The following is a 23,596-nucleotide window of genomic DNA, read 5'->3' on the forward strand; positions in this document are numbered from 1 at the left end:
ACACCATGATCACGTCCGTCCACTGATCCCGCCGAATGCCCTTGGGCCACCGCGCCCATGGAGGGCCGGCCGGCACCAACGCGCAGATACGCGACTCACGCAGCGGTTGCAGGTGCAGGCCGTTGCGCGGCTGCACCTCGGTGAGCACCGCCACATCCGCGTGCTCGGACAACAACGCCGCCAGGGTTTCCTGGGCATTGCCCAGCCGCAAGTTGACAGTAATGCCAGGATAGCGGGCGCGCAGGTTGGCGATCATCGGCATTACCAGGTGCGGGCCGTCCGCCGCGACTTCCAGGCGCCCGGTGAGCAACTGGCGATTGGCCTCCAGCAGCGTCTGCGCCTCGTCCACCAGGCCGAAGATCGCCCGGGTGATCGCCGCCAGGCGTGTGCCCTCCTCGGTCAGCTCAACGCGCCGGGCTGTGCGGCGCAACAGCGGGATCTGGTAGTGCTCCTCCAAAGCCTTGATATGCCCGGTCACGGCCGGCTGGCTGATAAACAGCCGCGCTGCCGCTCGGGTAAAGCTGCCCTCGCGGGCCACCGCATCGAATGCACGCAGTTGGAACAAATTCATAGCTATCGGCCTCACTGATAGCTTGCATAACAACAAACAATTTGATTGATGACAAGCCAAACTGCAATTTAGGCGCCTTAGATTTAACCCAATGCCCGCGAGGACCTCAGATGACCGCCACAGCGCCGATCCTACTCACACCCGGCCCACTGACCACGTCCGCCGGCACGCGCCAGGCGATGATGGTGGATTGGGGTTCATGGGACGAGCGCTTCAACCAACTCACCGCCAGTGTCTGCGAGCAACTGCTGGCGATTCTCAACGCCAGCGACAGCCATGATTGTGTACCGTTGCAAGGCAGCGGCACCTTCGCGGTCGAAGCGGCCATCGGCACGCTGGTCCCGCGTGACGGCAAGGTGCTGGTGCTGATCAACGGCGCCTACGGCAAGCGCCTGGCCAGGATTTGCGACGTGCTCGGCCGCGACTTCAGCACCTTCGAAACCGCCGAAGATGAACCCACCGCCGCCGCCGATGTGGACCGCCTGCTGCACGCCGACCCGGCTATTACCCACGTGGCGCTGATCCACTGCGAAACCAGCACCGGCATCCTCAACCCGCTGCCGCAGATCGCCGACGTGGTGAAAAACCATGGCAAGCGCCTGATCATCGACGCCATGAGCTCCTTCGGCGCCTTGGCGATCGACGCTCGCAAAGTGCCGTTCGACGCGCTGATCGCCGCCTCCGGCAAATGCCTGGAAGGCGTGCCGGGCATGGGTTTCGTCTTCGCTAACAAGCAGGCACTGGCCGTCGCACAGGGCAACTGCCACTCCCTGGCAATGGACCTGTTCGACCAGCACAGCTATATGGCCAAGACCGGCCAATGGCGCTTCACCCCGCCGACTCACGTGGTCGCCGCCCTGCATGAAGCGCTGGTGCAATATCAAGAAGAAGGCGGCCTGCCCGCGCGCCATCAACGCTACGCCCGCAACTGCCAGGCACTGCTGGACGGCATGGCCGAACTGGGCCTGCGCAGTTTTCTGCCGGCGGCGATCCAGGCCCCGATCATCGTCACCTTCCACGCCCCGCAAGACCCGCGCTACCAGTTCAAGGACTTCTATGAGCGGGTCAAGGCCAAAGGTTTCATTCTGTACCCTGGCAAGCTGACCCAAGTGGAAACCTTTCGCGTGGGCTGCATCGGCCACGTCGATGCCCCCGGCATGCGCGCAGCGGTCAAGGCGATCGCTGAGGTGCTGCAAGCCATGCACGTGTTGGACGTTTGATGCCCCCATTACCCACAGGATCTGAACCATGAACTATCAAACCCCCAACACCCTCCAGGCGGTTATCCTCGACTGGGCCGGCACCGTGGTCGACTTCGGCTCCTTCGCCCCCACACAGATTTTTGTCGAAGCCTTCGCCGATTTCGACGTACACGTCTCCATCGAAGAAGCCCGTGGCCCGATGGGCATGGGCAAGTGGGACCATATCCGCACACTCTGCAATCAACCGCAGGTGGCCGAGCGCTACCGCAAGGCCTTCGGCCGCATGCCGACGGACGACGACGTCACTGCCATCTACCAGCGCTTCATGCCGTTGCAGATCGAGAAAATCGCCGAACACTCGGCGCTGATCCCCGGGGCCCTCGACACCATTGCTCGGCTGCGTGTGCAAGGCATCAAGATCGGCTCCTGCTCCGGCTACCCCAAGCAAGTCATGGACAAGGTGGTCGCCCTGGCAGCCACCAATGGCTACATCGCCGACCACGTGGTCGCCACCGACGAAGTACCCAACGGCCGCCCATGGCCGGCCCAGGCCCTGGCCAACGTGATCGCCTTGGGCATTGACGATGTGGCGGCGTGTGTGAAGGTCGATGACACCGTGCCGGGCATCCTCGAAGGACGCCGCGCCGGAATGTGGACCGTCGCTCTCACCTGCTCGGGCAATGCCCTGGGCCTGACCTACGAGCAATTTCGTGCACTGGACGCCAGCACCCTGAACAGCGAGCGCAAGCGCATCGAAAAGAGCTTCGAAGGCTCGCGCCCGCACTACCTGATCGACACCCTCAACGACCTGCCCGCCGTCATCACGGACATCAACCAGCGCCTGGCCCGCGGTGAAATGCCGCAAAGCCACTGATCGAGGTCAAAACACCAACACTTACGCCAGGCAAACCGCTCAAAACCGGCATACAGTTAAGGAACTCCGTCACCTAGAACGGAGGTATGCCCTGATGAGTGAGGAAGAAAGCGATGCCGTGGAAAAATTCCGATACGCGCTACAGCAGCATGTCGATTGCATTGCACTGGTTGATGGTGGTGCTGCTGGCGGTGGTTTACGCCTGCATTGAGTTTCGCGGGGTCTTCCCCAAAGGCAGTGGCGGACGTACGTTGATTGTGGAAATGCACTTCATGTTCGGCCTCACCGTGTTTGTGCTGGTGTGGCTGCGCCTGTTTGCCCGCAGCCTGGGCGTCGCGCCAAAGATCCTGCCGGCGCCGCCGAAATGGCAGGCGTTGCTGGCGACACTGATGCATGTAGCGTTGTACGTGTTCATGATCGGCATGCCGATTTTCGGCTGGCTGATCGTGAGTGCCCAGGGCCATTCCGTGATGTTTTACGGGATCGAGTTGCCGCCCTTGATTGGCGAAAACAAAGACCTGTCCAAGCAGATCAAAGAATGGCACGAGCTGGGAGGCGCCATCGGTTACTGGCTGATCGGCTTGCATGCCGTGGCCGGCCTGTACCACCATTACTTCATGCGCGATAACACCGTGTTACGCATGATGCCCAAGCGCTAGCCCTCTCTGCTCCGGCGGCCTTGCAGGCCGCCGGTATGCACGAAGATCAAGCGCGTGGCGGGCGCGAAGCGTCCGGCCTCGATCTGTTGCTTCAACGCCAGCAAGGCCTTGCCGGTGTAAAGCGGCTCCAGCAGCAGGCCGCATGCCTGTTCCGTTGCCTGGATAAAGTTGAGCAGTAACGGGTCGACCTTGGCGAAGCCGCCTCGGCTCGCGTCCAGAAGCTCATAGCCGTCCTGCACGATGGCCTGCACGTTCTGCGCAACGCCGTGATCATCCGGCACCGCCAAGGCGCCGAACACCGGATGCACGCCCGCCTCTGCCAGCGCCAACCCGGCCAGTGTGGTGCCGGTACCCACTGCCAACCACCACGCGTCGTAATCAGCCCAACCGAGCGAGTTCATCTGTTCGCGCACCTGCCCGACCAGCACCCCGCACCCCATTGCACCAGCCCGTCCACCGCCGCCTTCAGGCACGGGATAGAGATGGGGATACTGTTCGCGCCACGGCAGCCAGAAACCGGCGTCATGACGCGCGCGATAACCGCCATAACCCAGCCAGTGCAGCTGCATACCGAAGGCTTTAAGGTCAAGCGTGGTGGGTGTGTCTTGAGGATGGCCGCGCAACAGGCCGACGGTGGGGAAATCAAAACGCTTGCCAGCCGCCGCCAGCGCGTGCAGATGGTTGGAGTGAGCGCCACCCAGGCTGATGATCCCATCGGCACCCGCCTGTTGCGCGTCGGCCAGGTGCTGGGTGAGTTTGAACCACTTGTTGCCGCTGATCAGTGGGTCGATACGGTCCAGCCGCAGCACGGCCAACTCAACCCCGTTCAGCCAATCCAGCGGTAAGGGTTCAAGTGGAGCGTGGGGGAGCCAGTCGAAAGGACCCATCGGAAAGCATCTGAATAAAAAACGGGGCGGTAGTCTACCACCGCCCCGTTTCGCTGCCTTACAGCTCGGCAGCCAGACGCGAGCCCTGGTTGATGGCGCGCTTGGCATCCAGCTCGGCCGCCACATCGGCGCCGCCGATCAGGTGCACGTTCTGGCCGGCTGCAACCAGGCCATCCTGCAGTTCGCGCAGCGGGTCTTGCCCTGCGCAGATGACGATGTTGTCCACCGCGAGCACCTGAGGCTCACCCTCGGCGCCGATGCGGATATGCAAACCTTCGTCATCGATCTTCAAGTAGTCGACGCTGTTGAGCATCTGTACCCGCTTGTTCTTCAGGCCCGTGCGGTGAATCCAACCGGTGGTCTTGCCCAGGCCATCGCCGACCTTGGAGGTCTTGCGTTGCAGCAGGAACACCTCACGCGCAGGCGCATGGGGCGCAGGCTTGATGCCGGCCACGCCACCACGGGCTTGCAGTTGCGTGTCGATGCCCCACTCTTTCCAGAACGCATCGCGGTCCAGGCTGGTGGAAACACCTTCGTGCACGAGGAACTCGGACACATCGAAACCGATGCCGCCAGCGCCGATCACAGCCACGCGTTTGCCCACCGGCTTGCGCTCAAGAATCACGTCCAGGTAGCTCAGCACCTTGGCGTTGTCGATACCCGGGATGGCCGGGGTACGCGGCGCAATGCCGGTCGCCAGGATGATTTCGTCGTAACCGCCCGCCGCCAGTTGCGCAACATCCACGCGGGTGTTGAGGCACAGCTCGACGTGGGTGGTCTGCAATTTGCGCTTGAAGTAGCGCAGGGTTTCGAAGAACTCTTCCTTGCCCGGTACGCGCTTGGCGATGTTGAACTGGCCGCCGATCTCGCTGGCGGAGTCGAACAAGGTCACCTGGTGGCCGCGCTCCGCCGCCACAGTAGCCGCCGCCAGGCCTGCCGGGCCGGCGCCGACCACGGCGATTTTCTTGGTCTGCTTGACCGGCAGGTAATTCAGCTCGGTTTCGTAGCAAGCCCGCGGGTTGACCAGGCAGGTAGTCAGCTTACCGCCAAACGTGTGGTCCAGGCAGGCCTGGTTGCAGCCGATGCAGGTGTTGATTTCATCCGCGCGGCCGGCCGCGGCCTTGTTGACGAACTCCGGATCAGCGAGGAACGGGCGCGCCATCGAGACCATGTCGGCATCGCCTTCGGCGAGGATCTGCTCGGCAATTTCCGGGGTGTTGATGCGGTTGGTGGTGATCAGCGGAATCTGCACCGCACCGCGCAGCTTGGCGGTGACTTTGCTGAACGCGCCACGCGGCACTTTGGTGGCGATGGTCGGGATGCGCGCTTCGTGCCAGCCGATACCGGTGTTGATAATGCTCGCACCAGCCTGCTCAATGGCCTTGGCCAATTGCACAATCTCTTCCCAAGTGCTGCCGCCTTCGACCAGGTCGAGCATCGACAGGCGGAAGATAATGATGAAGTTCGGGCCTACCGCTTCGCGCACGCGGCGCACGATTTCTACCGCCAGGCGCATACGGTTTTCGTAGCTGCCACCCCATCGGTCAGTGCGGTGATTGGTGTGGGCGGCGAGGAACTGGTTAATGAAATAGCCTTCGGAGCCCATGATTTCCACGCCGTCGTACTCGGCGACCTGGGCCAGCAGCGAGCACGTGACAAAATCCTGGATCTGCTTCTCGATCCCTTCCTCGTCCAGCGCCTTGGGCTTGAACGGGTTGATCGGTGCCTGGATCGCGCTCGGTGCGACTTGCTTGGGGCTGTAGGCATAACGGCCGGCGTGAAGGATCTGCATGCAGATCTTGCCGCCGGCTTCGTGTACGGCCTGGGTGACGATCTTGTGTTTCTGCGCCTCTTCGTCGGTGGTCAGCTTGGCTGCACCGGCGTACACGCCGCCCTCGTCGTTCGGGCCAATGCCGCCGGTGACCATCAGGCCGACACCGCCACGGGCGCGCTCAGCAAAATACGCGGCCATGCGTTCGAAGCCGCCGGGTTTTTCTTCCAGGCCCGTGTGCATCGACCCCATCAGGGTGCGGTTGCGCAACGTGGTAAAACCCAGGTCCAACGGGGCCAGCAGGTGCGGGTAGGCAGCAGCGGTCATGGTACAGCTCCACAACGGATCATCACGGGACGTGGAAGGCTCGAATGGCCTGCCATCGGTTTATGTCACACAGACTAAGAGGCGATGGACGACCGCTCAATGACTGAAACTGACAAGTTATTGATCCAAATGCACAGCGCCCCTTGGCAAGCCGGTGCATGGGCCCTACCCTAGTCGGCGAACCCAGCACACGGTCTGTTGTCTGTTACCCCATGCGTAAACTTCTAGCCTTCACCCTCGTCATGGCCCTGGTTGCCGCCGTTTCTGCCTATCTGGTCTGGACCCAGGAGCGCCCTGTGGCGCATTACCTGTCGGACCTGCGCATTACCTTGGCCGTCAACGAAGGCGAGCCTGCCGATCGCGGCAACTTGCTGGGCATCCAGCCGGAGCTGTTCCCCGCCGACTACCAGAGCCTGGAACGCCTGCACCTGAAGCTTGCGGCCTACCTGCAAAAGGCCCGGGACCAGGGGCTGATCAATGAAAAAACCATCGTGGTGCTGCCGGAACATATCGGCACCTGGCTAATGCTCAGCGGCGAAAAAAACGAGCTGTACCAGGCGGTGCATTTGAAGGATGCAATGAACTGGCTGTCGGCGAGTAACCCACTGCAGTTCGCGCGTGCATGGATCAGCGCCAAGGGCGATGACCGCATGGACGACGCATACCTGCGTATGAAAGCACCCACCATGGCCCGCGACTATCAGGTACTGTTCGGCGGCCTGGCCAAAGAATTTGGCGTGACGCTGGTGGCCGGCTCCATTGCCCTGCCGAACCCGAGTGTCGAACAGGGGCAACTGCACATTGGCCATGGCGCGCTGTACAACGCCAGCCTGGTGTTTGGTGCCGACGGCTTGCCGGTGGGCCAGCCACAGCGCCAGTTCTATCCGATCTACGATGAGCGTGGCTTTATCAAGCCGGGTGACGAAAACATTGTCAGCGTGGTCGACACCCCGGCCGGGCGCCTGGGCATCCTGATCGGCAGCGACAGCTGGTACCCGGACAACTACCGCAAACTCAACGAGCAAGGCGCGCAATTGGTCGCCGTGCCGGCGTTTGTGACCGGCCGCGAGACCTGGGACCGCCCATGGCGCGGTTTCAAAAGCGTTTCAACCCCGCCCGAAATCAGCCTCAAACCCGAAGAGCTCAGCGAAGGTGAAGCCTGGCACCGTCTCACCCTGATCAGCCAACAGCCGATTAGTAAGGCAACGGCGGGCATGAGCGTATTCCTGCGCGGGCAATTCTGGGATTTAGGCACGGCTGGGCACAGCTTTCTCAGCCGCAACGGGCAAGTCAATGCAGACAGCGGCGCCCGTGGCGCGCGGCTGCTGAATATCTGGCTGTAGCGCCTTGAAGCCGGTGCGCCTTGGCGATCTATCGGTGGGCTTCGTGCACACCCTGGCGGACGCTATTGAAAGCCACGGCCTGGACCCGCAACCGTTGCTGCTGCAATACGGCCTGGACGCGGCGCGCTTGGCTGAAGCCGGCGCGCGCTTGTCGATCCCACGCTATATGCGCCTGGGCCACGCGGCCATCCAACTGACCGGCGACCCGAGCCTGGGCCTGCGCATGGGCCAGCTCCGCCGTTTAAGCCAGGCCGGGCTTGCGGGTGTTACCGCCGCACAAGCGCCCAACGTGCGTGAAGCCGCGCGTACGCTGACGCGTTTTGAAGCGCTGTACGGCTCCAACTATCGCGGCCAATCGAGTTTTCACGAGGATGCCGAAGGTGCGTGGCTGCGGTTCTACTCCATCAGCCCGTACAACGCCTATAACCGCTTCGTGGTGGATTCGATTATCGCCGGCTGGTTGCAGCAATTGTCCAGCCTGGCTCAGCAACCGCTGCAAGCGCAGCGCATCGACATCGAATTCCAAGCCCCCGAGTACAGCGAGCAGTACAGCGTACTGGGCGACAACCCGGTGCACTTCGGCGCCGAGGCCAATCAATTGCGCCTCAGCCAACAGACGTTGGCACTGCGTAACCCGCAGCATTGCCCGAGTACCTGGCAGCTGTTGTTGAAGTTGTGTGAACACGAGTTGGAACAGTTGACCCGCACCCGCAGCCTGCGCGAGCGCATTACCCGTTTGCTGGGGCCGATGCTCAATGGCGGCCGGGAACCCGACCTGGAAGAAGTGGCGGCACGCTTGAAGCTGCCGACCTGGACGCTGCGCCGCAAACTGGCCGAGGAAGGTACTCAGTTTCGCGCGATTCTCAACGATACCCGCCGCGACCTGGCCATGACCTACATTCGCGATACGGAACTGGCGTTCGGCGAGATCGCCTACTTGCTCGGTTTTGCCTCAGCCCAAGCCTTTCAACGGGCGTTCAGGCGCTGGAACAACCAGACCCCAGGGGAATTTCGCCGCAGTCAGCGGCATTCCGCCTGAAGTCAGTATTACAGCTCGGTGGCGTCATCGACCGGATCCAGCGGATCCAATTCAAACGCGTGGTACTCCAGCAGTTCTTCTTGGTAATCGTCCATGGTTGACTCCTTGTGGGTTTAAAGCAGCTGCCAATTAATGACCTGCGCTGCCAGCCTAAAGTGCCGTGATGACGAAAAAATGTCAGCGTCATGACGTTCCTGCACTTGCAGATTAAACGTAGCAGCGCAGCGTTGATTTAGCACTCGGCGCTTGAGGTGCAATTGCAATCATTGCATATGCAACCATATTTCCATTAGGGTACGACGTTCTGTTGCCTGGAGTTTCTACCCATGCTCGCCTCTACCGCAAATGCTGCGCAGCTGTGTATTGACGCACTGAACGCTGCCGAACCCTCGCGCAGTTCGCCGTTGTACACCGTGATGACCATGGCCAATACCCTGGAATTCAGCCGGCAAGCCTGGGTTATTCGCGGCCAATCACGCAGCCGACGCGTGGGTAGCTGGCCCACCTGGTTCGCGCGTAATACCGACGAAAAACCGCTGCTTTACCTGCACAGCGCAGCGTCGTCGGCGCAATTGTGTGCGTTGTCGGACGCGACCGCGCAACGCGGCATTCTTTGCAACGACATCGAAAGCCAGCCGTCGCCTTGGCCCAAGGGCGCGCAACCGTCCCTGCCGCTCTGGCTGGCTACCCACCCACGTTGCACGCCGTATGATCCGGCCTCGGGCGAGGAAGCCCGCGCGATTGTGCTGGCCGGGTTGCGCACGTTGTATGTCGACGGCCAGCCGGGTTTTTATTACCTGGCGCTGCATGATCAGGAGAGCACCGTGACGCTGGATACGCAGGGCCGTGAGGACGTACTCAAGGGCATGTACCCGACCCGGCGTGGTCATGTGGGAGATGTGCGATTGCTCGGCGCGGGGCGCGCATTAGGCGAGGTAGCACACGCTGCGCACCTGCTGGAGCAGGACTGGAACGTCATGGCAGAGGTGTGGAGTTGCCCCAGCTACACACGACTGGCCCGCGAGGCCGCGGCCGCTGCGTGCTGGAATCGGCTGCATCCCATGGCCGTCGAACACAGCTGCCATTTGCGTGAATGTCTGGCCGGGAGTACGGCGCCGGTGATTGCTGTCACCGGTTATCCGCAGCCGATTGTTGATCAGTTGGCGCCGTATGTAGGCGCGCCATTTGTGGCGCTGGGCGCAGGCTCGGTGCAGGCATCTGCGCCGAGCCGTTATTGGATTGTGGTATCAGCGTTAAGGGCGTTGGCGGATGAAGGGCGTGTCGATGCACAGCAGGTGCAAACAGCGATGACGAGATACTCACTCAAATGAACTGGAATGCATCTCAGGTCTTGCGTCGCGTTCGAACCTGCACACCCGCCTCCACGGCCAACCCCGCCGTACGCTCCAACGTATCGGCAAACAGCTGGCGCTGCTCGGGCTCGATGTGCGACAGGAACAACTCATCCACTGTACTTTCGTAGATTTTCCACATCTTTTTACGCAACACCCGGCCGGCGTCGGTGATCGAGACAAACGCTGCCCGACCGTCGCCGTCAGAACGCGAACGCACGACCAGGCCGTCCTTTTCCAGGCGGTCCACCAGGCGTGTCAGGTTGTAGCGCTCGATCGCCAGCACGTCGGCCAATTCGTGCATACGGCGCGTGCCGTCGGGGCCACTCTCCAGGCCCCACAGCGCGTCATACCAAGCGTAAGGCGGCAGGTCCGCCTCAGCCAAGCGGCGCTCGATCTCACGGATGACCGTCCTGTGGGCCCTGACAAAACGAAACCATACATCAGGCTCTTTCGACGACATGCAACACCATCCGGGGAATTTCAAGAAGGTTGCAATAGTAGCTCATCTCGCGCTAGATTCAGGCATGTAGTTGCAATTGCAACTACATTGGCACTGCTCCCACAAGGAGCTCGCCGCTTGAAATCCGCCCACCTGGAGCCTCACATGACCCCCAATAACGCAGTGATACTGGACGACGATCCACAGGAAACCCGCGAGTGGCTGGAGTCCATCGAATCGGTGCTGTCCACCGAAGGCCGCCCGCGCGCCCACTACCTGATTGATCAGTTGCTGGATTTCGACGTTGCGCGCCATGGCGACTTCTACGGGCGGGTGACCACCCCCTACGTCAATACCATTGCGGTCGAGCGCCAACTGCCCTACCCCGGCAACCTGGCCATTGAGCGGTGCACCAATGCGTTTATCCGCTGGAACGCCATGGCCATGGTGCTGCGTGCGGGCAAACATTCCGGTGTCGGTGGGCATATCGCGACCTATGCATCAGCCGCCGTGCTGTATGACGTAGGCTTTGACCACTTTTTCCGTGGCCGTACCGACACGTTCGACGGCGACCTGGTGTACATCCAAGGCCACTCCTCCCCGGGCATCTACGGCCGCGCCTACCTTGAAGGCCGCATCAGCGAAGCGCAGTTGGACAACTTCCGTCGTGAAGCCGGCGGCGAAGGTTTGTCCTCCTACCCGCACCCACGGCTGATGCCGGACTTCTGGCAATTTCCTACGGTGTCCATGGGACTCGGACCGATCACCGCCGCCTACCAGGCGCGCTTTATGCGGTACCTGGAATTTCGCCACCTCAAGCAGCACCAGGGCCGCAAAGTGTGGGCATTTCTCGGTGATGGCGAGATGGACCAGCCGGAATCTCTCGCCGCCATCTCCATGGCCGGCCGCGAGAAACTCGACAACCTGATCTTCGTGGTCAACTGCAACCTGCAACGCCTGGACGGCCCGGTGCGCGGCAATGCCAAAGTGATCCAGGAGTTCGAAAGCCTGTACCGCGCCGCCGGTTGGAATGTGATCAAGGTGATCTGGGGCGGTGGCTGGGACGCACTGCTGGAAAAGGACCACAGCGGCCTGCTGCGCCAACGCATGATGGAATGCGTGGACGGCGACTATCAAAACTACAAATCGCAGAACGGCGCCTATGTGCGCGAACATTTCTTCGGCAAATACACCGAGTTACTGGCGCTGGTTGCGGACATGTCCGACGCCGAAATCTGGAAACTCTCACGCGGCGGTCATGACCCGGACAAGGTCTACAACGCCTACGCAGCCGCTGTGCGTCACAAGGACCAGCCCACGGTAATCCTGGCCAAGACCGTCAAGGGCTTTGGCATGGGTGAAGCCGGTGAAGGCCAGAACATCAACCACCAGTTGAAAAAGATGGGCGCCGACGCGGTAAAAGCCTTCCGCGACCGCTTCGGGTTGGAAGTGGCCGACGATCAGCTCGACGACATCCCTTACCTAAAGCCGGCTGCCGACAGCGAAGAAGCGCGCTACTTCGCCGCCCGCCGTCAGGCCTTGGGCGGCTACGTACCCGTGCGCCACAGTGCCGTCGACTCTTTGCAGATCCCCGAACTGAGCGCGTTTGCAAACCAGCTCAAAGACACCGGCGACCGCGCCATCTCTACGACTATGGCGTTCGTGCGCATCCTCGGCACGCTGCTCAAGGATGCGCACCTGGCCAAGCTGATCGTACCCATCGTGCCGGATGAGTCGCGCACCTTCGGCATGGAAAGCCTGTTCCGTCAGATCGGCATCCACTCTGCTGTGGGCCAGCTCTACACCCCGCAGGATGCCGGGCAACTGAGCTACTACAAGGAGAGCAAGGACGGGCAGATCATGCAGGAAGGCCTGAATGAATCCGGCGCCATTTCCTCGTGGATCGCGGCGAGTACGTCCTACAGTAACCACGGCCTGATGACCGTGCCGTTCTACATTTTCTACTCGATGTTTGGCTTCCAGCGCGTCGGCGACCTGGCGTGGGCGGCGGGTGATGCGCGCGCACGCGGGTTCCTGCTCGGCGCTACAGCCGGGCGCACCACGTTGATGGGCGAAGGCTTGCAGCATGACGACGGCCACAGCCACATCCTGTCGTCGGTGATCCCGTGCTGTGTGTCGTATGACCCAACGTTTGCCTACGAGCTGGCGGTGATCATTCGTGAGGGCATGCGGCGCATGTATGTCGAGCAGGAGGATATTTACTACTACATCACTCTGCTTAACGAAAATTACCCACACCCGGCGATGCCCGCAGGCGTTGAGGATGGGATTCTCAAAGGCATGTATCGACTGAGCAACCACCCGCACGCGCAGGTGCAATTGATGGGCAGCGGTTCGATCCTGCGAGAAGTGATCGCCGCCGCTGCATTGCTCGAAAAAGACTTCGCTATCCACAGCGATGTGTGGAGCGTCACCAGCCTGACCGAGCTGCGCCGTGACGGGCAGGCGGTGGAGCGCTGGAACCTGCTGCACCCAGACAGTGAGCCACGCGTGAGTTACGTAGAAGAAAGCCTCGTCGGGCAGACCGGGCCGGTGGTGGTGGCGACGGACTACATGAAGTTATTCGCCGACCAGATTCGCCCCTGCGTCCACGGCCGCCGCTTCGTGGCTCTGGGCACAGATGGCTTTGGGCAATCGGATACCCGGGAAACCTTGCGCGAATTCTTTGAGGTGGATCGCCACTTCATCGCGCTGGCGGCGCTGAAAGCATTAGCTGACGATGGGCTGATCGGCCGTGACAAAATCAGTGAGGCAATCAGCCGCTACGGGATTAACGTCGACAAGGCGAACCCCGTAGCGGTGTGAGTTACGGCGCGGGCGCTGGCAGAGGCGCAATTGACTCTGTCGGTGCCGGCAAGGTCGTATTGGTTGGCGTTGGCGTCGGCGTCGGCGTCGGCTCGGGCTCGGGCTCGGCCTGCGGAGCAATCGGCGCTGTCTCAGTCGGCGGTGCCAGCGGCTCCGAAGCGGCAGGCGCTGCCGGTTCTGTCTTGGGTGCCTCGACCTTTTCCGCTACCGGCGCCGCTTTGGGTTCTGGCACACCGAGGTCCGCCTTGGGCTTCTCGGGAATATGCGCTGCCTTCTTCACTTCCTGCGGCAGGAACACCTCCACCAACGCAAAGTAACGATCGTAAAACTTCGGCGCCGAGACCGTCTCGCTCGCCACTTTGACCATCGAGTCATCGGTAGAGCCAATCGGCATCGACACCGAGCCCAACACGCCCACCCCCAGGCTTGCGGAGTTGTTGACCTTCTTCAGCGCGTAGCGATCCTGCAAGGCGTTGGCAAACATCGTCGAGTGGTTATTGCCTTTGCCATCATCGGCACACACTACGTTGAAGCTGATCTGCAGATGGGTCTCGCCCGTCTGCTGGAAGCTCTTGTTACCCACGACCAGCTTCGGATCGCTGCTGGTGATGATGTAACCCTGGCTCAACAACGCACGCCGCGCCGCTTCACAGGCCGCCACATCGCTGACCGGGTAATCACGGGAGAACGTACCGGAGTCGTCGAAACTCTCATGTTCATAAATAGCGGTCTTGGGTGACGAGCAGCCCGCGGCGCCCGCCAGCACCAGCGCCAACCCGAGGCTACGCACGTGAAATGATGTCGACATCGAAAATCCTGAGGAAAACAGTCAGGGCGGTATTGTGCAACAGAACGAGGCCTTGGCGCGCGCATTCCTGTCGGTAAAACGTCACAAGCCTACAGGACGGTGCCTGCCGGAAAAAGCCCGGCACACATATGGTCAATAAACACGCGCAATTTGGCCGAAGCATGGCGACTTGCTGGCCATAACATCCAAAAGCTTCCACGGTGGTCGAGAGGGTCGTCCAACACCCTTTGCAAGCGCCCTTCACGCACGGCCTGATTGACCATGAAGTCCGGCAGGCAGGCAATGCCCAACCCTTCGTGCACCACATGGTTGAGGGATTCGATGGTGGTACTGACCAGCGGTGCGCGCAAGGTAGCCTCAATTGAGCCGGGTATGTTGCGCAACGGCCAGGGTTCCAGCTTGCCGGTGGTACAGAACTTATGCCGCAGGCAGGCGTGGCCGCTCAAGTCCTGGGGCTGTTGAGGGGTGCCATATTGGCTGAAGCATTCCGGGGTGCCGACCAACACCAGTTGGAAATGCCCCAGGTGACGCGCCATCAAACGCGAATCTTGCGGCTTGCCGGTGCGAATGACCGCGTCGAAACCTGGGTATCGCCGGCGGCGGCTTGGTCGCAGGGGTGTTGCTGCAAGGCTGTGGCGTCGCAAGCTTCCCGTGGGCGGTTGTTCTGCTGATGCTGTTGGCCCTGGCTGGCAGCCTAAATCGCAGCTAAAAAAAACCCCGGTCTTTTCAGGCCGGGGGCTTTTTATTTCAAACCAACATCAGAACTTCTTAATGTCAGCCTTGGTTTCCAACTGCTTGCGGTAAGCCGCGAAGTCTTGCTGGCCAATACGCGAAGCGAGGAAGCGGCGGTATTGCGCCTTTTCTTCGTCCGTTGGCGCAGCGGCTTCGTTAACGCCGTTCAAGCGCACGATTACCAGGCTACCGTCAGCCAGGGTCACCGTGGTGAAGGTCGGCTTGTCCTTGGCCGCAGGCTTAGGCATGCGGAACAGGGCTTGCAGCACGGCAGGGTCAATCGATTCCTGGCTACGGGTAGCCGCTTCAGTGACTTTCCAGGCCTGGCCATCGATCGGCTGGTTCAACGGGGTCTTGCCATCGCGCAGGCTGGCGATCAACTCGTCAGCGTGCGCCTTGGCCGCCGCGCTGGCGCGCTCCTTGGTCATCTGCGCACGGATCGCGGCAGAGACGCTTTCCAGTGGCAGTTGCGTCGGCTTCAGATGCTCTTTCGCACGCAGCACGATGATGGTTTCAGGGTCCAGCTCAATGGCGGTGCTGTTGGCACCCTCATCCAGTACTTCCGGGCTGAACGCTGCGGTGACCACGGCGCGATTTGCCGTTACGCCTTCGCCACCCTCACGGCCGAACGGCGCCGAGGTGTGCACGGTCAGCTTCAGGTCAGACGCCGGCTGAGCCAGGTCGGACGCTTCGAAGGCCGCATCTTCCAATTGCTTGGAGGCGTCGACAAAGCGCTGCTCAACCTGCTGGGTCTTCAACTCACGGGTCAGCTTGTCTTTCAGGCTGGCAAACGATGGCACTTGGGGTGCTTCAACGCCCAACAGCTTGATCAAGTGCCAACCGAAGGTGGTGCGTACCGGAGCCGAAACCTGGTCTTTGTTCAACGCGTACAGGGCCGTTTCGAAGTCCGGATCGTAGACGCCAGGGCCGGCAAAACCAAGGTCGCCGCCATTATTGGCCGAGCCTGGATCCTGGGAGAATTCCTTGGCCAGGGCTTCGAACTTCTCACCCTTGGCCAGGCGTGCCTGGATTTCTTCGATCTTGGCCTTGGCTTGCGCGTCGGTAGTCTTGTCGTTGACTTCAATCAGAATGTGCGCCGCCCGACGCTGCTCAGCGAGGTTGGCGGTTTCTTTCTGATAGGCAGCCTGCAGTTCATCGTCCTTGACGGTAACCTGGTCGAAGAAGGACGACTTCTTCAGTTCCAGATAGTTGATGACCACCTGGTCCGGGGTCATGAACTCTTTGGCGTGCTGCTCGTAGTAAGCCTTGACCTCGTCGTCGGTGAGCTTCACCGCCGCAGGGTTGGCCTTGATGTTGACGGTGGCGAAATCGCGGGTCTGTTTTTCCAGACGGGCGAATGCCAGTACCTCGGCGTCGGTGACGAAACCGCTGCCGGCGAGACCTGCGCGAACCTGGCCGATCAGCATTTCCTGGGTCAGCATCTGACGGAATTGCATACGGCTATAGCCCAGTTGACGGATCACCTGATCAAAGCGTTCGGCGCTGAACTTGCCGTCCACTTGGAACTCCGGCGTCTGCAGGATCACCTGATCGAGCGCCGCTTCCGAGAAGCCGAACTTCGAATCAGCAGCACCTTGCAGCAACAGTTTGCGATCAATCAGCCCTTTGAGGGCCGCATCGCGCAGCAGTTTTTCGTCCAGCAAAGAAGCATCGAAATCCTTGCCCAGCTGTTGCATCAGCTGGCGACGTTGCATGTCGACGGCCTGGCTCAATTCGGTTTGGGTGATCTCTTCACCGTTAACCTTGGCCACGTCCTGCTTGTTGTTGGTCGAAGCCTGAAAAATAGCCTCGATACCGGTGAACGCCATCAATGCGACGATGATCCCGATAATAGTTTTGGCAATCCAGCCTTGTGAATTGTCCCTGATATTCTGCAGCATGCGTCCCCCAGAAACGGTTGATCTTCAAGAATTAGGCAACCGTGGAGCGTGGGTAGAGTCCGGATAGAAGAAAGGCGCATCCGAGGATGCGCCTTCTCGTAACTGGCGGAGCGGACGGGGGTTTGAACCCATACCCCCGGCGTGGCGACCCGATGGATACTTGGGCCAGCTGCCGCTCCGCTGCCAGGCCAGACCTGCGTCTGACCCGGGTAGGTAAGGCTTGAGCGAAGCTTAGTTAACGGCTTCTTTCAGGGCCTTACCGGCTTTGAAACCTGGTTTTTTGGCAGCAGCGATTTGCAGTGCTTTGCCAGTCTGTGGGTTACGGCCAGTGCGAGCTGGGCGGTCCGTCACAGAGAAAGTACCGAAGCCTACCAGCACTACGGAGTCGCCGGCCTTCAGAGCGCCAGTGACGGATTCGATTACTGCGTCCAGCGCACGGCCAGCAGCAGCTTTCGGGATATCAGCGGATGCGGCGATAGCATCAATCAGTTCCGACTTGTTCACTCTAAGTCCCCTTATATATCTATTGAGTATGATTCTAAGTTTTTTGGTGAAAGCAAAAACCAGTGCTGGATAGCCTACAGACACTTAAGAGCCGCTTTATAACAAGGGCTCTAAAAAGCTGTCAAGGAAGCCATCCGGCTTAATCGCATTAATGCGTGCTAATTCTTTCCTTGGAATCAGACTCGCGTTTTTCATCCTTCGCGACAATCTCCGGAGCCACATCCGGCAAGGGCTCCGGCGCGTATTGCAGCGCAATTTGCAGGACCTCGTCAATCCATTTAACCGGTTTAATCTGAAGATCCTGCTTGATGTTGTCAGGAATCTCCTTCAAGTCGCGAACATTCTCTTCTGGAATGATCACCGTCTTGATTCCGCCTCGATGTGCTGCGAGCAATTTCTCTTTCAGGCCACCGATGGCCAATACCTGACCACGCAGGGTAATTTCACCGGTCATTGCTACATCGGCTCGCACAGGAATGCCAGTCAATGCCGACACCAAGGCCGTGCACATGCCTACGCCAGCGCTAGGGCCGTCTTTCGGGGTAGCCCCTTCCGGCATATGGATGTGAGTGTCATGCTTCTCGTGGAAGTCCAGGGGGATCCCCAGGCTCTTGGCGCGGCTGCGCACCACAGTCTGCGCGGCGGTGATCGATTCGACCATCACATCGCCCAAAGAACCGGTCTTGATCAATTGGCCTTTGCCCGGAATTACCGCAGCCTCGATGGTCAGTAATTCGCCGCCCACCTGGGTCCATGCCAGGCCAGTCACCTGCCCTACCTGGTCCTGCTGTTCAGCCAGGCCATAACGGAATTTTTTCACCCCCAAGAAGTGTTCCAAGGCGTCAGCACCCACCTTCACCGAGAAGCGTTTTTCCAGTGAGTGCTCTTTGACGGCCTTGCGGCAAATCTTCGCGATTTGCCGCTCGAGCCCACGTACACCAGCCTCGCGAGTGTAGTAGCGCACGATGTCACGGATCGCTTCGACCTCAAATTCGATCTCGCTTTTTTTCAGGCCATTGGCCGAAATCTGCTTGGGCGCGAGGTATTTGACGGCAATGTTAATCTTCTCGTCTTCGGTGTAACCGGGCAGACGAATCACCTCCATCCGATCCAACAAGGCGGGTGGAATGTTCATGGAGTTGGAGGTGCACAGGAACATTACGTCGGACAAGTCGTAGTCGACTTCCAGGTAATGGTCGTTGAAATTATGGTTCTGCTCAGGGTCGAGCACTTCAAGCAACGCCGAGGCCGGATCGCCACGCATGTCACTGCCCATCTTGTCGATTTCATCGAGCAGGAACAGCGGGTTGCGCACCCCCACCTTTGTCATCTTTTGAATCAATCTTCCTGGCATCGATCCGATGTAAGTCCGGCGATGACCACGAATTTCCGCTTCATCACGCACACCACCGAGGGCCATTCGCACAAATTTACGGTTAGTGGCGCTGGCGATAGACTCCGCCAGGGACGTTTTACCGACACCTGGAGGACCGACCAAGCACAGTACCGGGCCACGAATTTTCTTCACGCGCTTCTGCACGGCGAGGTATTCGAGGATGCGCTCTTTGACTTCTTCGAGGCCGTAGTGGTCGGCATCAAGGATATCTTCGGCACGAGCCAAGTCCAGGCGCACTTTGGTCTGGGCCTTCCACGGCACCTGCACCAGCCAATCGATGTAGGAGCGAACCACGGTGGCTTCGGCCGACATCGGCGACATTTGCTTGAGCTTGTTCAGCTCAGCGGTAGCCTTCGTCAGGGCGTCTTTCGGCAGGCCGGCGGCATCGATGCGCTTCTTCAGCTCTTCGATTTCGTTGTGGCCTTCCTCGCTGTCGCCGAGTTCTTTCTGAATGGCCTTCATCTGCTCATTCAGGTAGTACTCGCGCTGACTGCGCTCCATTTGTTTCTTCACTCGACCACGGATACGCTTCTCAACCTGTAGCAGGTCGATCTCGCCATCCAGCAGTGCCAACACGTGTTCGACACGGGCCGACAGGTCGATGATTTCAAGGATGTCTTGCTTCTGCTCGATTTTCAGCGCCATGTGCGCAGCCATGGTATCGACCAGGCGACTCGGCTCATCAATGCTATTGAGAGATGACAGGACTTCAGCCGGGACTTTCTTGCCCAACTGCACATACTGCTCGAATTGCGAGAGCAGGCTGCGCACAAATACTTCAGATTCGCGCTCAGGGGCTTCGACTTCGTCGATCAGTGCGACTTCGGCGCGCAGGTGGCCATCCACCTCCATGAAACGTTCCACCGCGCCACGCTGCTCGCCTTCCACCAACACCTTGACGGTGCCGTCGGGCAGCTTGAGCAATTGCAGGACAGTAGCAATGGTACCGACCCGATACAGGGCTTCTTCGCCTGGATCATCATCAGCTGGATTCTTCTGGGCCAACAGCAGGATCTGCTTGTCGCCCGTCATCGCGGCCTCGAGGGCTTCGATAGACTTCTCGCGCCCCACGAACAGCGGGATAACCATGTGCGGATAGACGACGACATCACGCAACGGCAGGAGAGGCAATTCGATGGTTGTCTTCATGATTTCGCCTCTATGACAGTTGAAAAGTAAGCTTGAAAACAAGATGGGGGCTGCATGCAAAAAAAACAAGCTCAATGCCAGCACTTAAACGCATGAATAAACGCGAAATAAAAACCCGTTTGAAAAAACGCCGTTAAAAAAGAAGGGGCCCCGAAAGGCCCCTTGCTTGTAGTGCGACAGCTAAACGCTTACGCGTCTGGTGCAGCCTTGGCAGTCGGCTCACTGTTTTCGTAGATATACAGCGGCTTGGACTTGCCTTCGATAACGCTTTCGTCGATCACCACTTTACTCACCTCGGACTGCGAGGGGATTTCATACATGGTGTCGAGCAACACGCCTTCGAGGATCGAGCGCAAACCACGCGCACCGGTCTTGCGCTCCAGTGCCCGCTTGGCCACTGATTTGAGTGCATCGGTACGGAACTCGAGGTCTACACCTTCCATCTCGAACAATTTGGCGTATTGCTTGGTCAGGGCGTTTTTCGGCTCGGTGAGGATCTGAATCAAAGCAGCCTCATCCAGCTCGTCCAACGTGGCCAGAACCGGCAGACGGCCAACGAATTCCGGGATCAGACCGAATTTGACCAAATCGTCAGGCTCGACTTCACGCAGGGACTCGCCCACCTTCTTGCCTTCTTCCTTGCTGCGCACTTCCGCACCAAAACCGATGCCGCCACGCGTGGAACGCTGCTGAATAACCTTCTCCAGACCGGAGAATGCACCGCCACAGATGAACAGGATGTTGCGCGTATCAACCTGAAGGAATTCCTGCTGCGGGTGCTTGCGGCCGCCTTGTGGCGGTACAGAAGCAACCGTGCCTTCGATCAGCTTCAACAGGGCCTGCTGCACGCCTTCGCCGGAAACGTCCCGGGTGATCGACGGGTTGTCGGACTTGCGCGAAATCTTGTCGATTTCGTCGATGTAGACAATACCCATCTGGGCCTTCTCTACGTCGTAATCGCACTTCTGCAGCAGTTTCTGAATGATGTTCTCGACGTCTTCACCGACATAACCAGCCTCGGTGAGGGTGGTGGCGTCAGCGATAGTGAACGGAACGTTCAGTAGGCGAGCGAGGGTTTCTGCAAGCAAGGTTTTACCCGAGCCTGTAGGACCGATCAGCAAGATGTTGCTCTTGCCGAGCTCTACTTCGTCACCTTTTTTGTCACGCTGGTTCAAGCGCTTGTAGTGGTTGTACACCGCTACGGCCAGAACCTTCTTTGCACGCTCTTGACCAATCACATACTGATCAAGGATGCCGCTGATTTCTTTAGGCGAAGGCAATTTATGCGCGCTGCTCTCGGCCTGGGCTTCCTGCACCTCCTCGCGGATGATGTCATTGCACAGGTCGACGCACTCGTCGCAGATAAACACCGAGGGGCCGGCAATCAATTTGCGTACTTCATGCTGGCTTTTGCCGCAGAAGGAGCAATAGAGCAGCTTGCCGTTGTCCTCGCCGTTGCGGGTGTCAGTCATTCGTTCGATCCAAATCCGATAGGCTTGCAACACAAGATGAAGGCTTATGCGGGCTTTTTCAAGCCCGCCGGTGGTCGGACATGCCGACCAGCCCTATTTTGAGGTGCTTATATTAAGCGGGGCGCTTTTCGATCACTGCATCGATCAACCCATAGGCGCGCGCTGCTTCTGCACTCATGAAGTTGTCACGATTGGTATCGCGTTCGATTTCTTCCAGGGTGTGCCCGCTGTGCTTGGCCATCAACGTGTTGAGGCGCTCACGAATAAACAGGATTTCCTTGGCGTGAATTTCGATATCCGACGCCTGACCCTGGAAACCGCCCAGCGGCTGGTGAATCATCACGCGCGAGTTAGGCAGGCAGTAACGCTTGCCCTCGGCACCCGCGGTGAGCAGGAACGCACCCATGCTGCACGCCTGACCGATACAGGTGGTCGACACGTTTGGCTTGATAAACTGCATGGTGTCGTAGATCGACATGCCAGCCGTTACCGAACCGCCCGGGGAGTTAATGTAAAGATGGATGTCCTTGTCCGGGTTTTCCGCTTCAAGGAACAGCAGTTGCGCGCAGATCAGGTTGGCCATGTAGTCCTCTACAGGGCCGACCAGAAAGATCACTCGTTCCTTGAGCAGGCGCGAGTAGATGTCATAGGCGCGTTCGCCACGAGCAGATTGCTCGACAACCATCGGGACCAGGCCGCCAGCGGCCTGGATATCAGAGTTCTGCTGAATATAGGAATTACGGAACATGCTCTGCAGTTACTCCCAAATAGTCATGTCTTGAAAACGCATAAGCCAGCGCGAGGCTGGCTTATGGTTGTATTTCGAACGAGTTGGACAATCAGTCGGCTTGTGCTGCTTCCGCCGGTTTGACTGCTTCTTCGTAAGAGACCGCTTTGTCGGTCACCTTAGCCTTCTGCAGAACAGTATCCACAACTTGTTCTTCCAGCACAACCGAACGTACTTCGTTCAGCTGCTGGTCGTTCTTGTAGTACCAAGCCACAACCTGCTCAGGCTCTTGGTAGGCCGAAGCCATTTCCTGGATCATTTCGCGAACGCGATCTTCGTCAGGCTTGAGGTCGAATTGCTTGACCACTTCAGCCACGACCAAACCCAGCACAACGCGACGCTTGGCTTGCTCTTCGAACAGCTCGGCCGGCAGTTGGTCAGGCTTGATGTTGCCACCAAACTGCTGAACCGCTTGCACGCGCAGGCGATCCACTTCGTTGGACAGCAGAGCCTTAGGCACTTCGATCGGGTTGGCAGCCAGCAGACCGTCCATAACCTGATTCTTAACCTTGGACTTGATGGCTTGACGCAGCTCACGCTCCATGTTCTTGCGAACTTCGGTGCGGAAGCCTTCGATACCGGTTTCCTTGATGCCGAATTGAGCGAAGAATTCTTCGTTCAGTTCTGGCAGCTTAGGCTCGGAGACACTGTTGACCGTCACGGTGAACTCGGCGGCCTTGCCGGCCAGGTCCAGGTTCTGGTAGTCAGCCGGGAACGTCAGGTTCAGAACGCGTTCTTCGCCGGCTTTGGCGCCAACCAGGCCGTCTTCGAAGCCAGGGATCATGCGGTTGGAACCCAGCACCAGCTGAGTACCCTTAGCGGAGCCGCCAGCGAATACTTCGCCGTCAACCTTGCCAACGAAATCGATGTTCAACTGGTCTTCGCTCTGGGCAGCACGATCGGCCACTTCGAAACGCGTGTTCTGCTTGCGCAGGACTTCCAGCATGTTGTCCAGGTCGGCATCAGCCACGTCAGCGCTCAGGCGCTCTACCGCGATGTCGTCGAAACCGGCAACGGTGAATTCCGGGAACACTTCGAAAGTAGCGACGTATTCCAGGTCTTTGCCTGCTTCCAGGGACTTAGGCTCGATCGAAGGCGAGCCAGCCGGGTTCAGCTTGTGCTCGACAACCGCTTCGTAGAACGAAGCCTGGATCACGTCGCCTACAGCTTCCTGACGCGCATCGGCACCAAAACGACGCTTGATTTCACTCATCGGCACTTTGCCTGGACGGAAACCAGCGATCTTGGCCTTTTGGGCAGTCTGCTGCAGACGCTTGTTGACCGCAGTCTCAATACGCTCTGCCGGCACGGTGATGCTCAGGCGGCGCTCGATAGCAGTAGTATTTTCAACAGAAACTTGCATGGATATTCCTCGTTGCACAGACGTTAGCCGGCCGTTTCCGACCCCAGAATCAAGGGCATGCATTCTAGTGGGTCAAACTCAAGAAGTCACCCTACTGAAAACGGGTAGAAAACAAGCAGGCCATTTATAGGTCAAAGTGCAAACATGCACATCATCCCGTAAGCAAATAAACCTCATCTTGCCAAGGCTCT

Annotated in this window: 18 protein-coding genes and 1 pseudogene; 7 read left to right on the forward strand and 12 right to left on the reverse strand. The window is 59.4% G+C overall.

Annotation, left to right across the window (positions count from 1 at the left end; genetic code table 11):
* A partial coding sequence (locus tag E0F99_RS20555; RefSeq protein ID WP_130908896.1) for a LysR family transcriptional regulator occupies positions 1 to 571 on the reverse strand: 571 nt, incomplete at its 3' end.
* Between the two features lie 110 nt (positions 572 to 681).
* On the opposite strand from E0F99_RS20555, the gene E0F99_RS20560 reads away from it, so the two are divergent.
* From E0F99_RS20560 to E0F99_RS20570, 3 genes are all read left to right on the forward strand, one after another.
* Positions 682 to 1,791 carry a 2-aminoethylphosphonate--pyruvate transaminase gene (locus E0F99_RS20560; RefSeq protein ID WP_083357898.1) on the forward strand — a complete coding sequence of 370 codons (1,110 nt, stop codon included), beginning with the start codon at positions 682 to 684 and terminating at the stop codon, positions 1,789 to 1,791.
* 28 nt (positions 1,792 to 1,819) lie between these two features.
* Positions 1,820 to 2,647: a phosphonoacetaldehyde hydrolase gene (gene phnX, locus E0F99_RS20565; RefSeq protein ID WP_083357897.1), complete on the forward strand. Its 828-nt coding sequence runs from the start codon at positions 1,820 to 1,822 to the stop codon at positions 2,645 to 2,647.
* 113 nt (positions 2,648 to 2,760) lie between these two features.
* A complete protein-coding gene (locus tag E0F99_RS20570; protein WP_083357896.1) occupies positions 2,761 to 3,306 on the forward strand; it encodes a cytochrome b in 546 nt (181 codons plus the stop codon).
* Here the strand turns inward: E0F99_RS20570 and E0F99_RS20575 are convergent.
* Positions 3,303 to 4,193, reverse strand: a complete 891-nt coding sequence (locus tag E0F99_RS20575) for a 1-aminocyclopropane-1-carboxylate deaminase/D-cysteine desulfhydrase (protein ID WP_083357895.1) — start codon at positions 4,191 to 4,193, stop codon at positions 3,303 to 3,305. The genes E0F99_RS20570 and E0F99_RS20575 overlap by 4 nt on opposite strands.
* Positions 4,194 to 4,251: 58 nt before the next feature.
* A complete protein-coding gene (locus E0F99_RS20580) occupies positions 4,252 to 6,291 on the reverse strand; it encodes an NADPH-dependent 2,4-dienoyl-CoA reductase (RefSeq protein WP_083357894.1) in 2,040 nt (679 codons plus the stop codon).
* A 212-nt stretch (positions 6,292 to 6,503) separates the two neighbouring features.
* Here E0F99_RS20580 and E0F99_RS20585 point away from each other — a divergent pair, with 212 nt between their 5' ends.
* The 3 genes from E0F99_RS20585 to E0F99_RS20595 all read left to right on the forward strand — a co-directional run bounded on the left by E0F99_RS20585 (position 6,504) and on the right by E0F99_RS20595 (position 10,004).
* Positions 6,504 to 7,634 (forward strand): carbon-nitrogen hydrolase family protein, encoded by a 1,131-nt coding sequence (locus E0F99_RS20585; RefSeq protein ID WP_083357893.1) that lies wholly within the window; start codon positions 6,504 to 6,506, stop codon positions 7,632 to 7,634.
* Positions 7,635 to 7,638: 4 nt separating this feature from the next.
* Positions 7,639 to 8,673, forward strand: coding sequence for an AraC family transcriptional regulator (locus E0F99_RS20590; protein WP_130908897.1), 1,035 nt, complete (start codon positions 7,639 to 7,641; stop codon positions 8,671 to 8,673).
* A 326-nt stretch (positions 8,674 to 8,999) separates the two neighbouring features.
* On the forward strand, positions 9,000 to 10,004 hold the full coding sequence (locus E0F99_RS20595) for a transketolase-like TK C-terminal-containing protein (protein ID WP_083357891.1): 1,005 nt from the start codon (positions 9,000 to 9,002) through the stop codon (positions 10,002 to 10,004).
* 13 nt (positions 10,005 to 10,017) lie between these two features.
* Here the strand turns inward: E0F99_RS20595 and E0F99_RS20600 are convergent, their stop codons facing one another.
* Positions 10,018 to 10,488, reverse strand: a complete 471-nt coding sequence (locus E0F99_RS20600) for a MarR family winged helix-turn-helix transcriptional regulator (protein ID WP_083357890.1) — start codon at positions 10,486 to 10,488, stop codon at positions 10,018 to 10,020.
* A 144-nt stretch (positions 10,489 to 10,632) separates the two neighbouring features.
* Between E0F99_RS20600 and aceE the strand changes: the two genes are divergently transcribed.
* The gene (gene aceE, locus E0F99_RS20605) at positions 10,633 to 13,293 is read left to right on the forward strand and encodes a pyruvate dehydrogenase (acetyl-transferring), homodimeric type (protein WP_083357889.1); all 2,661 of its coding nucleotides are present in this window, start codon (positions 10,633 to 10,635) and stop codon (positions 13,291 to 13,293) included.
* Position 13,294: 1 nt separating this feature from the next.
* On the opposite strand, the gene E0F99_RS20610 is transcribed toward aceE, so the two are convergent.
* The 8 genes and pseudogenes from E0F99_RS20610 to tig all read right to left on the reverse strand — a co-directional run bounded on the left by E0F99_RS20610 (position 13,295) and on the right by tig (position 23,405).
* Complete coding sequence (locus E0F99_RS20610; RefSeq protein ID WP_083357888.1) at positions 13,295 to 14,101, reverse strand: DUF2242 domain-containing protein; 807 nt, start codon at positions 14,099 to 14,101, stop codon at positions 13,295 to 13,297.
* A gap of 89 nt (positions 14,102 to 14,190) precedes the next feature.
* Positions 14,191 to 14,685 (reverse strand): annotated as a pseudogene (locus tag E0F99_RS20615) (LysR substrate-binding domain-containing protein); the annotation flags it as partial.
* Positions 14,686 to 14,859: 174 nt separating this feature from the next.
* Complete coding sequence (locus tag E0F99_RS20625; protein ID WP_083357887.1) at positions 14,860 to 16,734, reverse strand: SurA N-terminal domain-containing protein; 1,875 nt, start codon at positions 16,732 to 16,734, stop codon at positions 14,860 to 14,862.
* Positions 16,735 to 16,965: 231 nt separating this feature from the next.
* Entirely contained in the window at positions 16,966 to 17,253 is a 288-nt protein-coding gene (locus E0F99_RS20630) for an HU family DNA-binding protein (RefSeq protein ID WP_221034285.1), read from the reverse strand.
* A 133-nt stretch (positions 17,254 to 17,386) separates the two neighbouring features.
* Entirely contained in the window at positions 17,387 to 19,783 is a 2,397-nt protein-coding gene (gene lon / locus E0F99_RS20635; RefSeq protein ID WP_083357886.1) for an endopeptidase La, read from the reverse strand.
* A 188-nt stretch (positions 19,784 to 19,971) separates the two neighbouring features.
* Complete coding sequence (gene clpX / locus E0F99_RS20640; protein WP_083357885.1) at positions 19,972 to 21,255, reverse strand: ATP-dependent Clp protease ATP-binding subunit ClpX; 1,284 nt, start codon at positions 21,253 to 21,255, stop codon at positions 19,972 to 19,974.
* A 112-nt stretch (positions 21,256 to 21,367) separates the two neighbouring features.
* Positions 21,368 to 22,003: an ATP-dependent Clp endopeptidase proteolytic subunit ClpP gene (gene clpP, locus E0F99_RS20645; protein ID WP_083357884.1), complete on the reverse strand. Its 636-nt coding sequence runs from the start codon at positions 22,001 to 22,003 to the stop codon at positions 21,368 to 21,370.
* 91 nt (positions 22,004 to 22,094) lie between these two features.
* Positions 22,095 to 23,405, reverse strand: coding sequence for a trigger factor (gene tig / locus E0F99_RS20650; RefSeq protein WP_083357883.1), 1,311 nt, complete (start codon positions 23,403 to 23,405; stop codon positions 22,095 to 22,097).
* Positions 23,406 to 23,596 lie beyond the last annotated feature (191 nt).

This window comes from Pseudomonas antarctica (assembly GCF_900624995.1).
Taxonomy (GTDB): Bacteria; Pseudomonadota; Gammaproteobacteria; order Pseudomonadales; family Pseudomonadaceae; genus Aquipseudomonas; species Aquipseudomonas antarctica.